This is a genomic window from Vibrio ostreicida (assembly GCF_013074385.2).
Taxonomy (GTDB): Bacteria; Pseudomonadota; Gammaproteobacteria; order Enterobacterales; family Vibrionaceae; genus Vibrio; species Vibrio ostreicida.
Genome location: NZ_JABEYA020000021.1, coordinates 43,177 through 58,148, shown reverse-complemented (window position 1 = coordinate 58,148; position 14,972 = coordinate 43,177). Strand labels below are relative to the sequence as shown.

General features: G+C 47.2%; 14 protein-coding genes. 8 read left to right on the top strand and 6 right to left on the bottom strand.

Annotation, left to right across the window (positions count from 1 at the left end):
• Nucleotides 1–135: 135 nt before the first annotated feature.
• On the bottom strand, nt 136–1,041 hold the full coding sequence (yihG, locus tag HLM86_RS18765) for a 1-acylglycerol-3-phosphate O-acyltransferase, YihG family (protein WP_170883717.1): 906 nt from the start codon (nt 1,039–1,041) through the stop codon (nt 136–138).
• Nucleotides 1,042–1,242: 201 nt separating this feature from the next.
• Between yihG and HLM86_RS18760 the strand changes: the two genes are divergently transcribed.
• A complete protein-coding gene (locus tag HLM86_RS18760) occupies nt 1,243–2,241 on the top strand; it encodes a DUF2860 domain-containing protein (RefSeq protein WP_170883696.1) in 999 nt (332 codons plus the stop codon).
• 28 nt (nt 2,242–2,269) lie between these two features.
• Here the strand turns inward: HLM86_RS18760 and HLM86_RS18755 are convergent, their stop codons facing one another.
• Nucleotides 2,270–3,793, bottom strand: coding sequence for a YifB family Mg chelatase-like AAA ATPase (locus HLM86_RS18755; RefSeq protein ID WP_170883697.1), 1,524 nt, complete (start codon nt 3,791–3,793; stop codon nt 2,270–2,272).
• A gap of 541 nt (nt 3,794–4,334) precedes the next feature.
• Between HLM86_RS18755 and ilvG the strand changes: the two genes are divergently transcribed.
• From ilvG to acuI, 6 genes are all read left to right on the top strand, one after another.
• Entirely contained in the window at nt 4,335–5,981 is a 1,647-nt protein-coding gene (gene ilvG, locus HLM86_RS18750; RefSeq protein ID WP_076590467.1) for an acetolactate synthase 2 catalytic subunit, read from the top strand.
• Nucleotide 5,982: 1 nt separating this feature from the next.
• Nucleotides 5,983–6,267, top strand: coding sequence for an acetolactate synthase 2 small subunit (ilvM, locus tag HLM86_RS18745; RefSeq protein WP_076590468.1), 285 nt, complete (start codon nt 5,983–5,985; stop codon nt 6,265–6,267).
• 14 nt (nt 6,268–6,281) lie between these two features.
• Nucleotides 6,282–7,226, top strand: coding sequence for a branched-chain-amino-acid transaminase (gene ilvE / locus HLM86_RS18740; protein ID WP_076590469.1), 945 nt, complete (start codon nt 6,282–6,284; stop codon nt 7,224–7,226).
• Nucleotides 7,227–7,238: 12 nt separating this feature from the next.
• Nucleotides 7,239–9,080: a dihydroxy-acid dehydratase gene (ilvD, locus tag HLM86_RS18735; RefSeq protein WP_076590470.1), complete on the top strand. Its 1,842-nt coding sequence runs from the start codon at nt 7,239–7,241 to the stop codon at nt 9,078–9,080.
• Nucleotides 9,081–9,083: 3 nt separating this feature from the next.
• Nucleotides 9,084–10,616 carry a threonine ammonia-lyase, biosynthetic gene (ilvA, locus tag HLM86_RS18730; RefSeq protein ID WP_076590471.1) on the top strand — a complete coding sequence of 511 codons (1,533 nt, stop codon included), beginning with the start codon at nt 9,084–9,086 and terminating at the stop codon, nt 10,614–10,616.
• 350 nt (nt 10,617–10,966) lie between these two features.
• Nucleotides 10,967–11,947: an acrylyl-CoA reductase (NADPH) gene (gene acuI, locus HLM86_RS18725; RefSeq protein WP_076590472.1), complete on the top strand. Its 981-nt coding sequence runs from the start codon at nt 10,967–10,969 to the stop codon at nt 11,945–11,947.
• A gap of 69 nt (nt 11,948–12,016) precedes the next feature.
• Here acuI and HLM86_RS18720 read toward each other — a convergent pair whose 3' ends face one another.
• Together HLM86_RS18720 and HLM86_RS18715 are read right to left on the bottom strand one after the other, a co-directional pair.
• Nucleotides 12,017–12,958: a LysR family transcriptional regulator gene (locus HLM86_RS18720; RefSeq protein WP_170883718.1), complete on the bottom strand. Its 942-nt coding sequence runs from the start codon at nt 12,956–12,958 to the stop codon at nt 12,017–12,019.
• Between the two features lie 289 nt (nt 12,959–13,247).
• Complete coding sequence (locus HLM86_RS18715) at nt 13,248–13,421, bottom strand: hypothetical protein (protein ID WP_170883698.1); 174 nt, start codon at nt 13,419–13,421, stop codon at nt 13,248–13,250.
• Nucleotides 13,422–13,550: 129 nt separating this feature from the next.
• Here HLM86_RS18715 and tusA point away from each other — a divergent pair, with 129 nt between their 5' ends.
• Entirely contained in the window at nt 13,551–13,805 is a 255-nt protein-coding gene (gene tusA / locus HLM86_RS18710; protein WP_076590473.1) for a sulfurtransferase TusA, read from the top strand.
• Between the two features lie 35 nt (nt 13,806–13,840).
• Here the strand turns inward: tusA and HLM86_RS18705 are convergent, their stop codons facing one another.
• On the bottom strand, nt 13,841–14,101 hold the full coding sequence (locus HLM86_RS18705) for a hypothetical protein (protein ID WP_170883699.1): 261 nt from the start codon (nt 14,099–14,101) through the stop codon (nt 13,841–13,843).
• Between the two features lie 139 nt (nt 14,102–14,240).
• The gene (locus HLM86_RS18700; RefSeq protein WP_170883700.1) at nt 14,241–14,837 is read right to left on the bottom strand and encodes a TMEM165/GDT1 family protein; all 597 of its coding nucleotides are present in this window, start codon (nt 14,835–14,837) and stop codon (nt 14,241–14,243) included.
• Between the last annotated feature and the right edge of the window lie 135 nt (nt 14,838–14,972).

Here is a 14,972-nt window from a genome sequence, read left to right as displayed (position 1 = left end):
ATGAGCGAGAGCTTAATCCTAGAACCAAGACGGCAAAGATCCTTCCCTAGAGTCGTAAAGAAAAAGCCAAGTAGATACCCTAGAAAGAACAATGCCGCTCATCTTAAGTGAACGGCATTAGAGCCAATGCTCCCTTTATTCTCGAGGTCTACCGCACTTATTTGCGCGATGTATTTGCTTAAGTCGCTCATCTTTCATTTGCCAAATCTCTGTAAGCCATTGCTGGAATCGGCGTTTATAAGGCTTATCATTAAAGTAATCGCCACGAACAGTTTCATCGACCGGTATAACGTTTGTACGGACTACAATTTTCGTCATCCTACCCATCAACATATCACGGAACGGTTTATGGGTGTTCTGTGGATACGCTAACGTGACGTCAATAATGCTATCAAATTGTTCTCCCATGGCAGCCAAAGTATAAGCGATGCCTCCCGACTTGGGCTGTAATAAGTACTGATACTCCGCATTGCTTTTACTCTGCTTCTCTTCAGAGAAGCGCGTGCCTTCAACATAATTAACCACCGTGGTTGGCGTATGTTGAAATTTAGCACATGAACGACGTGTCGTTGATAGGTCCTGTCCACGTTTTTCAGGATGACGAAGCAAATACTCTCGAGAATAGCGGCGCATAAAAGGCATATCTAATGCCCAGCACGCCATCCCAATGAAAGGGACATAGAGCAGCTGTTGCTTGAGGAAAAACTTTGGCATAGGTATCCGGTCTTTAAACACGCTACATATCACGACAATATCTGTCCAACTGATGTGGTTGCTAAGTAATAAGTACCAACCCTCTTTGGACAAACCTTCACCGCCTTCAATGTCCCATTCGATACGATTAGACATTGAAAGGATACCCAGATTCACCGTCGCCCATAACCACATCATTTTATTCGCCATTGCTGTACTTTTGGCTTTCAAACGCCTGCCCGGCATCACGGCTTTACACACAGCAGCAAGACAGATGGCGATCGAGCAAAAAGCCAAATTCATCAGGACCAAGGCCACGTTTAAGATAAAAAGTAGGTATGCAGACATAATGTTACTAATGAGATCCCGGATAGAATTCACAAAATTTCATTTATGAATAATAAAACAGCATGTGATTATACAAGCCCATGACCACATTGGAATCGTTATGGCCAAGTTTTGTCGCCTCTCTGACGATGGTCGGATTAGTTCTGATACAATACCGACGAAGAAAAATATACACTCTGTTTCATAAAAAGGATTAGAAAAATGAAAACAAGACTCTCTCTGGTAGCAACCGCCCTCTCTTTTTCTTTTGTTACCTTACCTGCCATGGCTCAGTTAGCAGAGCACGTAGGGTTCAGTGGCGAAGTCTCGCTAAGCGCAGGAATAGCTTCATCTACCTCCAATTTTAATACCGATGGTGACAAAACCATTACCAATGTCAATCAGGAAGCATCCTCAGAAAGCAGCGGATTATTCTTACCTCTTGGAAGCCTCGCCTACACCTTTGGCACAGATTTAGATAAACAGGTTTACCTTGGTATGGCGCGAGAAGACATCGCCGTCGGCACGGTTGTACTGGAACTTGGATACAAACAACAGCTTGATTCCGGAATGGTGATCAGTGCATCGGTCTTGCCCACCGTCATGTCCGGAGAAACTTGGTCAGACCCATTTTTGACCTCTCAGACTCGTCAGGAAACAGATGAAGCAGGCAACGCATTTCGACTGCAATTCAATGACATCATGGGTTCCAGATTCAGTTTAGATACCGCTTACGCCACCAGAGATGTGGATAACGAACAATCAGGGACATCGAACACGGGCCTAACCACTGAGCAAGTTAACGCCCTAAAACGTGACAGCACTTCCATCTATGTTAAAGGCAGCTATCGCCAACCCCTTAACAAAACATCACTGATTCAACCATCACTGACTTACATCAAAACTGATGCTGACGGAGAAGCCAATTCTCTCACGTCTCTTGGGGGTGAGCTGTCTTATATTAAAACATTCGACCGTCATCAATATGCTCTGACCGCTAGCTATATCGAACGTTCATACGATGCCACTAACCCCATTTACGGTAAAACGCTTGAAGAAGATGAACTCAGTTTCTTCGCGGCCTATGAATATCAGCAGTTTATGGGTTGGAAAAATTGGTCACTCATTTCGTTCGCTGGCTTTGGTCGCACAGAAGCAAACATCGACTTCTACGATCAAAAGCAGTACTTGTTCTCTGTTGGTATGAACTACCAATTTTAACAACAAAGAAAGCTTGGCCAATAAACGTTTAAATGGCTTGAGCGGTTAGTTGTTTCAGCAATCTATCCATCGCACGATACCCTAAGGCCTCTGCAAGATGTCGCCGTGCGATGTGCTCTTGCCCATCGAGATCAGCAATCGTTCGCGCCACTTTAATAATACGATGATAAGCTCTTATTGATAAGCCCAGTTGATGGAGAGCGGTTTCCAAAAATAACGCGTCATCTTGTTGCAACGGGCAATAGATCTCGATTTCACGGCTGTTCAATAAAGCATTACTTTTATTCGACCTATCATTCATACTATCTCGAGCCCGTAATACTCTCTGTTTTACTGCAGCTGTCGACTCCCCTCTATCACCGCCTTGTGCCAGCGTTCCTTTCGGCAGAGCAGGGATTTCGATCGACATATCAAAACGATCCAACAAAGGGCCAGAGAGACGACTCAAGTAACGCAAGATCATTTGTGGATTAGCCCGAGACTGATTGCCCTCATAATAGCCAGTCGGGCTTGGATTCAGTGCTCCGACTAACTGAAAGCGGGCGGGAAAACACGTTTTTCCCTGTGCTCGGGAGATGATTATTTCTCCAGATTCTAGCGGTTCTCTCAGGGAATCAAGTACTTTTCTCTCAAACTCTGGCATTTCATCGAGAAACAATAATCCGTTGTGCGCGAGAGAAATCTCACCTGGACGAGGTATCGTCCCACCCCCAACCAAAGCCGCCATTGAACTCGAATGATGCGGGGCACGAAACGGCCTTTGTTTCCAGTTGTGTTCACTAATTTCCTGCTGAGTCAAAGAGGCGACTGAGGCCGTTTCAATCGCTTCCTTCTCATTCATTTCAGGAAGCAAATCCCGCAGTCGGGAAGCCAGCATCGTTTTTCCCGTTCCGGGCGGGCCTAGAAATAAGAGATTATGATTACCCGCAGCTGCAATCTCCAATGCTCTTTTCCCTTGCTGCTGCCCAATAATATCCTGAAGATCACGGTCATTCTCAATGGCTTTTTGACGGGCTGGGTTTTGATGTAGACCCAGTGCTTGTTGGCCGAACATATCCGCACATACCTCAAGTAAACTGGCTGCCGATTTGTGGTCGTGCTTTGAGACCAACGCTGCCTGATCACCGTTTGAGTGAGGGACAACAATACTCCGTTGAGCTTTGTTTGCGGCCAAAGCCGCTGGGAGTACACCTCTTACAGGGCGTATTTCACCGGATAAGGCTAATTCACCAACAAACTCTCTATCGACTAATGTACTGATGGGTATTTGTTCAGACGCGGCCAAAATGCCCAGAGCGATTGGCAAATCAAACCGCCCGCCCTCTTTGGGCAGATCGGCAGGCGCAAGATTGACGGTAATTCGTTTGGCAGGAAACTCAAATCGGGAGTTAATGATCGCACTGCGTACTCTGTCCCGCGATTCTTTAACGGTCGTTTCCGGCAAACCCACTAGGCAAAAACCTGGCATACCATTACTAATATGGACTTCGACCATGACTGAGGGCGCTTCAACCCCCACCGACGCTCGGCTATATACAATTGCTAAACCCACCCTAGACTCCCCGTTCTAAACTATCTTCTTGATAAGTCGTTCACTTTTCTACCAGTAATGTTATATACCGTGGTAAGAGATTGAGGGAATGTGAAAAAAGAATGAGTTTTTCCTTGTCACGTAACGGATTTATATGTTACCACTAGGGACATAGACAAATTCGTATCCGATTGCGCAAAAACAACATAAAAAATTGAGATGAATATCAACGCCCGCTTCAACACACTGCTAGTCCTGATTATTGTGGTCATTATTGATTCCGCACGGGGGCTGGTGGGCGACAGATAAACACCAAATTCAAAAAAACCCCCGCACTGAAAAGTCCGGGGGTTTTTTTCAACTTGAACAATGAGAAAAGTGCAATAGTTCCATCATCTCGTCGTTCGACAGACAGTCAAAATAACAAGCTCAGCCCAATAAAGCTGACAAAAAATAACGGGAGTGCACATGATGTGCAGAGCAACAAAAAAAGGCTACGCTAGTAGCCGAGGAGGTTACGCTAGTAGCCGAGGAGGTTACGCTAGTAGCCGAGGAGGTTACGATGAAAGGTGCTGAGTTAGTCGTAGCCGCGTTGAAGCAGCAAGGCATAAAAACCGTTTTTGGTTATCCGGGTGGCGCAATAATGCCCATTTACGATGCCCTCTACGATGGCGGAGTAGAACATATTCTCTGCCGTCATGAACAAGGTGCTGCAATGGCCGCTATCGGCATGGCGCGATCCACTCAGGATGTCGCTGTGTGTATGGCGACCTCCGGTCCCGGCGCAACCAATTTGGTCACAGGCCTCGCTGATGCTTTTATGGATTCCGTGCCGTTAGTCGCCATCACTGGCCAAGTTGCGAGTTCCCATATCGGTACCGACGCCTTTCAGGAAATGGACGTTATCGGGATGTCTCTTTCTTGTACCAAACACAGCTACCTAGTCACCGATATCCGTGAACTGGCAGACACATTGGCAGAGGCCTTCGAAGTGGCTAAGGCCGGTCGTCCTGGCCCCGTCATTGTCGATATTGCCAAAGATGTTCAGCTCGCACAATCGCCTGTTGAAATCCTGCCACCGTTTACACCCCCCGCGTTGCCTATCGCACAACAAGACGCTGTTAGTACTGCACAACAGTTGCTCTCGCAAAGTACTCGCCCGGTACTGTATGTTGGAGGTGGGGTCCAACTGGGCAAAGCCACTCAATCAGTGCGTGAGTTTTTACGCCTCAATCCAATGCCAACCGTTAGCACATTGAAAGGATTGGGCACGGTTGAACGTCACGATCCACACTATCTTGGTATGCTCGGAATGCACGGCACAAAAGCGGCCAATCTTGTTGTACAAGAAAGTGACCTTCTCATTGCAGTTGGAGCTCGCTTTGACGATAGAGTCACAGGGAAATTAGACACTTTTGCCCCACATGCCAAAGTGATCCATATCGATATTGATGCTGCCGAGATCAATAAATTGCGACATGTCCACGCACCACTTCGCGGTGAGATAAACCTCATTCTTCCACAATTGGAGCTGACTCAAGACATCACGCCTTGGGTTAAACACAGTGAAAGCCTAAGAAGCGGTTTTAAATGGCGCTATGATCACCCAGGTGAGCTTATTTTTGCTCCCAGCTTGCTTAAGCAGTTATCCGATATGATGCCTGACAGCTCTATTATTTCAACCGATGTGGGGCAGCATCAGATGTGGGCAGCGCAGCATATTCAACCCCGAGAGCCGCAGAACTTCATCACTTCTGCTGGTTTGGGCACAATGGGGTTTGGCCTACCAGCTGCAATGGGTGCAGCGGTCGCGCGTCCGAATGATCAGTCTATTCTTATTACAGGTGACGGGTCTTTTATGATGAACATTCAGGAGCTGGGGACGCTGAAACGACGTCAGATTCCTGTAAAAATCGTTCTACTGAACAACCAACGTTTGGGGATGGTTCGTCAATGGCAATCATTATTTTTTGATGGCCGCCATAGCGAAACGATTCTCGACGATAACCCAGATTTCATAATGCTAGCAAAAGCATTTGATATTCCGGGTAAAACGATCACGACAAAGCAAGAAGTCGGGCCTGCCCTTGAGGAAATGCTGGCCAGCAAAACGTCCTACTTGCTTCATGTACTGATTGATGAAGAAGAAAATGTGTGGCCACTCGTTCCACCAGGAGCTTCAAACAATGACATGCTGGAGAACACCTAAGATGGAAAGATATTTATTAGACATTAAGGCCGATGACAAGCCTGTGTTGTTAGAGCGAGTTCTTCGGGTGGTTCGCCATCGTGGCTTTGTGGTTAAGCAAGTCGCGGGGACCCAAAACCATGAAAGCAAAATTGCCAGTGTCGAGATCATTGTCGACAGTGATCGCCCAATTGCATTTCTCACCAATCAAATCGAAAAACTTTGGGATGTTCGCACTGTAGAGGTCACACAAATCCCTCATGATGTTCTACCGAATAACAACCTACAACAAAAAGTTTGTGCATAATAAGGAAAGCAGCAATGGCCACAAAAACAGCAGATTACATTTGGTTTAATGGCGAACTCGTCCCTTGGGCTGAAGCAAACGTGCACGTCTTGACTCACGCCATGCACTACGGAACTTCTGTCTTTGAAGGCGTGCGTTGTTATGACACTCCAAAAGGTCCGATTGTCTTTCGCCATCGAGATCACGCCAAACGATTAAAAGACTCTGCAAAAATCTATCGCTTCCCAATTCCCTATTCTGTCGATGAGATCATGGAGGCAACTCGTCAAACATTACGCGAAAATAAACTCAACAGCGCCTACATTCGCCCCTTGGGTTTCGTCGGTAATGTCGGCCTTGGCGTTTGTCCTCCTGTCGGTACAGAAATGGACTTGATCATCGCCGCCTTTCCATGGGGCTCTTACCTCGGTGAAGAAGCACTGGAAAATGGTGTGAATGCCATGATTTCAAGCTGGAACCGTGCCGCACCTAACACCATACCAACAGCCGCCAAAGCGGGTGGAAACTACCTTTCTTCACTGCTGGTCGGTGGCGAAGCCCGTCGCAATGGTTACGATGAGGGTATCGCTTTAAGTGTCGATGGCTACCTGTCTGAAGGGGCGGGTGAGAACATCTTTGTCATCAAAGATGGTGTTCTCTTGACCCCTCCCGCCACCAGCGCCATCTTACCCGGTATCACACGCGACTCCATCATGACCATTGCACATGATAAAGGGTATGAGGTTCGTGAGATCAACATCGCTCGTGAAGCGCTTTACCTAGCGGATGAAGTTTTTATGACAGGTACAGCAGCAGAGGTCGTTCCTGTTGCAACCATTGATAAAATAGACGTGGGCAGCGGAAAACGAGGCCCAATAACCAAAGAGCTTCAGGAAGCTTACTTTGGCCTGTTCAACGGCACCACTGAAGACAAGTGGGGCTGGTTAGATTACGTTTACCCAGCAAACGCGACAAAATAAGGAAGTAGTAAAATGCCTAAATACAGATCCGCGACCACCACACACGGTCGCAATATGGCGGGCGCACGCGCCCTTTGGCGCGCAACGGGTGTAAAAGATGAAGATTTTGGTAAGCCGATTATTGCTGTAGTAAATTCTTTTACTCAGTTCGTGCCCGGCCACGTACACCTCAAAGACATGGGCCAACTTGTGGCACGTGAAATTGAAAAAGCGGGCGGTATCGCCAAAGAATTCAATACCATTGCCGTCGATGATGGCATCGCAATGGGTCACGGAGGCATGCTTTACTCTTTGCCATCTCGTGAGCTGATCGCTGACTCAGTCGAATACATGGTCAATGCTCACTGCGCAGATGCCATGGTGTGTATTTCTAACTGTGACAAAATCACTCCGGGGATGATGATGGCTGCGATGCGTCTCAACATTCCCGTGATTTTCGTTTCTGGCGGTCCTATGGAGGCTGGGAAAACCAAACTGTCTGATCAAATCATCAAACTTGATTTGGTTGATGCCATGATTCAAGGGGCAGATCCAACGGTTTCTGACGAGCAAAGTGAGCAGATCGAGCGCTCAGCGTGCCCAACCTGTGGATCATGCTCCGGTATGTTTACCGCCAACTCAATGAACTGTTTAACCGAAGCTCTTGGCTTGTCTCAACCAGGTAATGGCTCAATGCTTGCCACTCATGCTGACCGTGAACAATTGTTTATCAATGCAGGGAAACGGGTTGTTGAACTGACTAAACGCTACTATCAGCAAGATGATGATTCCGCACTACCCCGCAACATAGCCAACCGACAGGCCTTTGAAAATGCCATGGCGCTGGATATCGCGATGGGAGGTTCCAGTAATACGGTCCTTCACTTACTTGCCGCGGCACAAGAAGGTGACATCGACTTTGATATGACGGATATCGATGAGATGTCTCGCCGAGTCCCACATTTGTGCAAAGTTGCCCCGTCGACACCAAAATATCATATGGAAGACGTTCACCGAGCGGGTGGTGTTATGGCGATCCTCGGTGAGCTAGATCGCGCAGGCCTGCTCAATAGTGACACTAACACGGTGCTGGGTATGTCGATGAAGGAGCAGTTGTCTCACTATGACATCATGCAGACCGATGATGCCGATGTATTAAGCTTCTTTCGCGCCGGACCCGCTGGGATCCGTACCACTAAAGCCTTTTCACAAGATTGTCGATGGGATCGTCTGGATGATGACCGCCAAAATGGCTGTATCCGCACCAAGGAAAACGCGTTCAGTCAAGAAGGCGGCTTAGCCGTACTATCAGGTAATATTGCTACCGACGGCTGTATCGTCAAAACCGCAGGTGTCGATGAAGATAATTTGACATTTCAGGGACCAGCGATTGTCTTTGAAAGCCAAGATACCGCGGTAGAAGGCATCCTAGGTGGCAAAGTAACAGCCGGTGACGTCGTCGTCATCCGCTACGAAGGCCCTAAAGGGGGGCCTGGTATGCAGGAAATGCTCTATCCCACCACTTACCTCAAATCTATGGGGCTGGGTAAATCGTGTGCGCTGCTAACCGATGGTCGTTTTTCTGGCGGTACATCAGGCCTATCAATTGGACACGTTTCTCCGGAAGCGGCCAGCGGCGGCACGCTGGGATTAGTAAAAGATGGCGATATTATCACCATTGATATCCCCAATCGCTCCATTACGTTAGAACTGACTGATGCTGAGCTATCGGCTCGCCGCGAACAGCAAGATCAGCAAGGTTGGAAGCCTGTTGACCGTCAGCGTGAGGTGTCTTTTGCCTTAAGAGCTTATGCAAATTTGGCAACCAGCGCAGACAAAGGCGCGGTGCGAGACAAATCTAAGCTAGAGGACTAGCTTATGACTCTGACTAACCAGACTGGCGCAGATTATCTGCGCCAAATTCTCAGAGCTCCAGTCTATGAGGTGGCCACCGTCACACCACTTCAAGACATGCCACGTCTTGCAGCACGTATTGGTAATCAGGTTCAGATAAAGCGAGAAGACCGTCAACCCGTTCACTCCTTTAAGCTTCGTGGTGCTTACAATATGGTCGCCAGCTTGTCTACCGAACAAAAAGAGGCAGGTGTCATTGCCGCTTCCGCCGGTAACCATGCTCAGGGCATGGCATTATCAGGCAAGAAGCTTGGGATAAAAACCACCATAGTGATGCCAAAAACCACGCCCGATATCAAGGTTGATGCTGTGCGTGGGTTCGGCGGCCATGTGGTGCTGCATGGCAACAATTTTGATGAAGCGAAAGCTCAGGCAGAACATTTATCCAAGCAGCATGGTTATACCTTTGTCCCTCCTTTCGACCATCCTCTGGTCATTGCCGGTCAGGGGACGATTGGCATGGAAATGCTCCAGCAAAACGGGCACTTAGACTATATTTTTGTTCCCGTCGGCGGGGGTGGGCTAGCGGCTGGCGTCGCCGTGCTTGTGAAACAACTGATGCCTGAAATTAAAGTGATTGCAGTAGAGCCAGAAGATTCTGCGTGCTTAAAAGCCGCGCTCGACGCGGGCGAGCCCGTCATCATTGATCAAGTCAGTATGTTTGCTGATGGCGTGGCGGTAAAGCGCATTGGAGAAGAAACGTTTCGACTTTGCCAAGCCCACATTGATGGCCATGTTACTGTGTCCAGCGATGAAATTTGTGCTGCTGTCAAAGATATTTTTGAAGATACACGCGCCATTGCAGAACCCTCTGGGGCATTGGCTTTGGCGGGGCTTAAGAAGTACGCTGAAGAGCAACAACTTAAGGACAAAAATCTCAGCACCGTTTTGTCGGGGGCGAATACCAACTTCCATGGCCTTCGCTACGTTTCTGAGCGATGTGAACTGGGTGAAAAGCGAGAAGGTTTACTGGCGGTAACGATTCCAGAACGTCAAGGGGCGTTCTATGATTTTTGCCACCTTATCGGCGGACGGGCAGTCACCGAATTCAACTATCGCTACAATGACAGCAAACTCGCCAATATATTCGTTGGGGTACGTTTACAAGCGGGCCAAGAGGAGCTGGTGCATATCATTCAGGATCTGCGTAACGGTGGCTATCCCGTTGTCGACTTATCTGACGATGAAATGGCTAAGCTACACGTTCGTTATATGATTGGTGGAAAACCCTCAAAACCTCTTAAAGAGCGGCTATATAGCTTTGAGTTCCCTGAGTACCCTGGTGCATTACTTAAGTTTCTCAGTACATTAGGAACGCATTGGAATATTAGCCTTTTTAACTATCGCAATCACGGCGCCGATTATGGTCGTGTTCTGTGTGGCTTTGAGCTGGATGAGTCAGATCTCTCCCGTTTTTCTACTCACTTACGCGAGCTGGGTTATCAGTACAAAGATGAAACCGATAACCCCTCCTATCAGTTTTTCCTCTCGGCCTAAAATAGATCGACAAACCAAGCATGCCCTAAGTTTACTCGAAACTTAGGGCATGCTTATGTCAGCGCCACCTCATCATTGATATGTGGCTGCCAAATGAAAGGTTTAAGTGCAGCGACAGTCCTTGCTAGCACGCCATTTACATCTCCATTTTTACCAAAGCCAGCAAGGCAATCACGCTTTATAGACCTGCTTTCTTTGCCCAAACGCTTGCCAATGACGCTGTTTTGTCTTTGAATTCATGTCCTTTATGCATGTATCTAATGCTAAAGTTTCATTTAATTCATAGCCACTTTCAGACTACACTCAAAAACCAGTTTTAGATTATTTTCTACCTGTCGTGGAGAGCACCTATGTTTAATGCCCTGATTTTGAAACAAGAAGACACACGCACTACTTCCTCAATTGAAAAAATTGACGACACCCAGTTACCCGCAGGGAACGTAATGATTGATGTTGAGTACTCTTCTCTCAATTATAAAGATGGTCTGGCGATCACTGGTAAAGGTAAAATAATACGTAATTTCCCTATGGTGCCAGGTATCGACTTCGCTGGGACCGTAGCCCATTCCGATGATCAACGCTATCAAGCTGGTGACAAGGTTGTTCTGACCGGTTGGGGCGTAGGAGAGAATCATTGGGGTGGGATGGCTCAACGTGCATGTCTCAACGCGGACTGGCTGGTCCCCTTGCCCAAAGGGCTGAGCAGTAAAAAAGCCATGATGGTCGGTACTGCCGGATTAACCGCCATGCTCTGCGTCCAAGCACTCATCGATGCGGGCATCAAACCCAGCAATGGAGAAATTCTCGTCACCGGTGCGAGTGGGGGGGTTGGATCCGTAGCAGTCTGCCTACTTAGCCAACTTGGTTACCAAGTCGCAGCCATCACAGGACGAGCGAAAGAAAATGGCCTTCTATTAGAGGGTCTGGGGGCAAGTCGCATCATTGAACGAACAGAGTTTGAAACCCCTTCCCGACCACTTGAAAAGCAAATTTGGGCTGGGGCCATTGATACAGTGGGCAGTAAAGTATTAGCCAAGGTCTTGGCTCAAATGGATTACAATAGCGCAGTGGCTGCGTGTGGATTGGCTGGCGGCTTCGATTTACCGACCACAGTAATGCCATTTATATTACGCAACGTTAGGCTTCAAGGCATCGACTCCGTCATGTGCCCAGTGGAAAAGCGCATCGCCGCTTGGGAAAAGCTGGTTGAGGTACTGCCAGAAGACTATTTTACTCAGGCTTGTACCGAAATTGAATTGGCACAGGCACCAGCCTTCGCCGATGATATTGTTCATGGCCAAGTCACTGGGCGTATCGTGATTAAGCTGTAATCCTGAGAGAGACGGATCTCTGTTTTATTACGGAGATCCTTGAGCATATTTCCTTCATCCGTGACAACATCAATCCAGCCCCACATCATCAATCCTTTTTGCAATAAGACGACGACACTCTTCACGAAGTACTGATCGCAGCCACACTTGAGCTGGCGAATGCTCACAGCGAGAGTGCCAAATCATAAAGTAGTCAAACGGTGTGATATCAAACGGGACTGGTTTCACCACCAACTCATAACGTTCTGCAACCAAATAGGCCAAATCAGCAGGGACGGTAATGATCAATGGCAGTTCATCAACCATCGCTAGCGCCGCTTCGAGATGATAAGCTCGCAACATTATGTTGGGTTTGGGTTGCATGATCAAAGCTTGCTCTATTAACGCGCTGACACCCTCACTAATGGCAATCATCGCATGAGGGTACTTTAAATAATCTGGCAAACTGAGCTTTGCCTCTGCCAAGGGGTGATGCTTAGAAACTAAACACGACACACCCACTCGACCAAGCGTATCGCTTTGCAGTGGTTCTATCGGCTCCGTTGGTCGACAAATCGCCAAATCAGCCCCACCAAAAGTCAGCTGATTTGCAAGGCTATCATGCTGTATCGGTATAAAATTAATTGCTATATTAGGGGCTTCTCGATAAATACGCCGCAGAGCAAAAGGCAGTATTGTCTGCATGGCATAATCCGTTGTCGCGATAACAAACGACTGATTATAGCTTTTCGGCTCTGCCTGCATTGGGCTAAGCACTCGGCACAAGCCTTCAAGTGGCTCTCCCAAAGCCTGATTAATTTCCAATGCTTTTTCCGTTGGAATTAATCGCTGCCCTTGTCGGCTGAACAAGGGATCGCCTAACATATTCCTCAGTCGACCTAACACACGGCTCATCGCCGATTGGCTCAAGTTGAGTCGATGGGCGGCTTTACTCACGCTGCGCTCTTCGACTAACACCCGAAGCGCCACCAACAGATTCAAATCACGGCGATAGATATCTTCCAGTTGCACACATTCTCGATGTTGTTCATAGAGTATTTGGTTAATTGTACTCCGTATAACGACCAACATAAATGTTCATAGGAGCGAGTGAAAATCCAACGCTCATCCGGATAATTGAATTGAGAAAGATCCTGTTTGGATGTCGTTTGAGTAGGGAAAACGATGAACACCCGCGCTCAAACCGTAGGCAAAAAAAATCCCGCCTTTCAGCGGGGAAGCCCAAGAAAACTGGGGATAGTGTTGGAATATCATTGAACGTGGTAGTGGGGTGACTTTATAATAAAGGTCAATCTGTATTTTACGTGTCTGATGCCCCTGAATAACTGTGCATTTCTAGCCAAATTCCTAAGACCGTCGCAACCACGCCAAGTAAAGGCATTAGGGAAACATCTTCAGATGAACGAAAAACAAGTGCGCAAAGGGAGAGCAGACACAATACTGAGTATGTAGTGACGCGATCCAGCACTGTCATAGGCCCACCCGAATGTTACCAAGTTGTTAACTAAGTTAAATCAATTTATTCGGTTTGCCAAGAGGTTATTGAATATTTTTTCTTCGCCAGTATTATCTACTACCAGAAACGACAAATAATGATGCAACGATGACATTAAACGTAAAACAGGCAACGACCACACTAGAAGCAGAGGGAATGCGTTGTCCTGAGCCCGTAATGATGGTCAGAAAGACCATTAGAAAGATGCAAGATGGCGAAGTGCTGCTCGTTAAAGCGGATGACCCATCAACCACCCGCGATATTCCCAGCTTTTGTCGGTTTATGGACCACCAGCTACTGGCATCGCAAACAGAAACACTGCCCTATCTATACTTAATTAAGAAAGGAATGCATGCAGAATAGGTAAACGGAAAAATCCTTTGATAAGAGCCGTGTACTTATTCAGAAAGATCTTTGCGGCTATCAATAGACTGAAGTTTATCAAGTTGTTGTTGGAGAGTTTTGATCTCATTTTGCATGGGAATAATGTGTGCAACACGAATCCAAGCTTCAACCGTGAGCGCGGTCAAAACATACGTTCCAGCCACGATAGGCAACCACATGTCGGTCAACACCATTGCGAGCAAGCACAGCATTAACCCAAAGGTGAATAAATAACTCTGACTTTTTGGGGTCATACCCGTATAACGTGTCAGCATCACATTGCCCTCTCGCCATATTCTCAAAAGCCTCGCCGCTGATGAGCCTTAAGACCTTTGGGTAAATATATCTATCGATAACCTAGCATGATAATTGTAACAGTTATATGTCAATATTCACGACTGTGCACTCTGTAAATCAAAGAACAGCGTCCCTATCCAGCGAGTGATGCTCTACTATTCCAGAAAAAACAGCGCCCAAAGCAAGCAGTACAAACAAAGTCGCCGTCACTCTTCTAATCAACTTAAGCGGTAACTTATCTGCTGAAAGTTTACCAATGATGACAACAGGAACGTTCGCGATCAACATGCCTATCGTGGTGCCCAAAATCACCCACACTAGCGTATCAGCAAACTGGGCTCCCAAAATTGACGTCGCTATTTGAGTTTTATCTCCAATTTCTGCGATAAAAAATGCAATAAAACTGGCCACAAATGGACTTTGGCTTGAAGTGACGTCGTCTTGATCCAATTTATCTGGAATTAAAACCCAGCCAGCCATCGCGAGGAAACTGATCGATATAACCCACATCAACACCTCCGGAGATAGATACTCAGAAATCGCAACCCCGAGCCATGCAGCTAAAGCATGGTTTACCAAAGTGGCAAAAAATATCGCAGCGACAATAGGTAGAGGTTTTCTGTATCGGCTAGCCAGCAATAAAGAAAGTAGTTGAGTTTTATCCCCTATCTCTGCCAGGGCTACAGTAGTTATTGAAATAGCTAAAACACTCACGATCTGCTCACTAGGGCAGGGATTATTATTTAAACCTAAGACAAACGCCGCGCCCCACCCCGGTTCACGGTATTTATCTAAGGTCTTGCTGAATTCATCAGGTGATGAATCTCGGACGCCATGGTGATTTTGCAC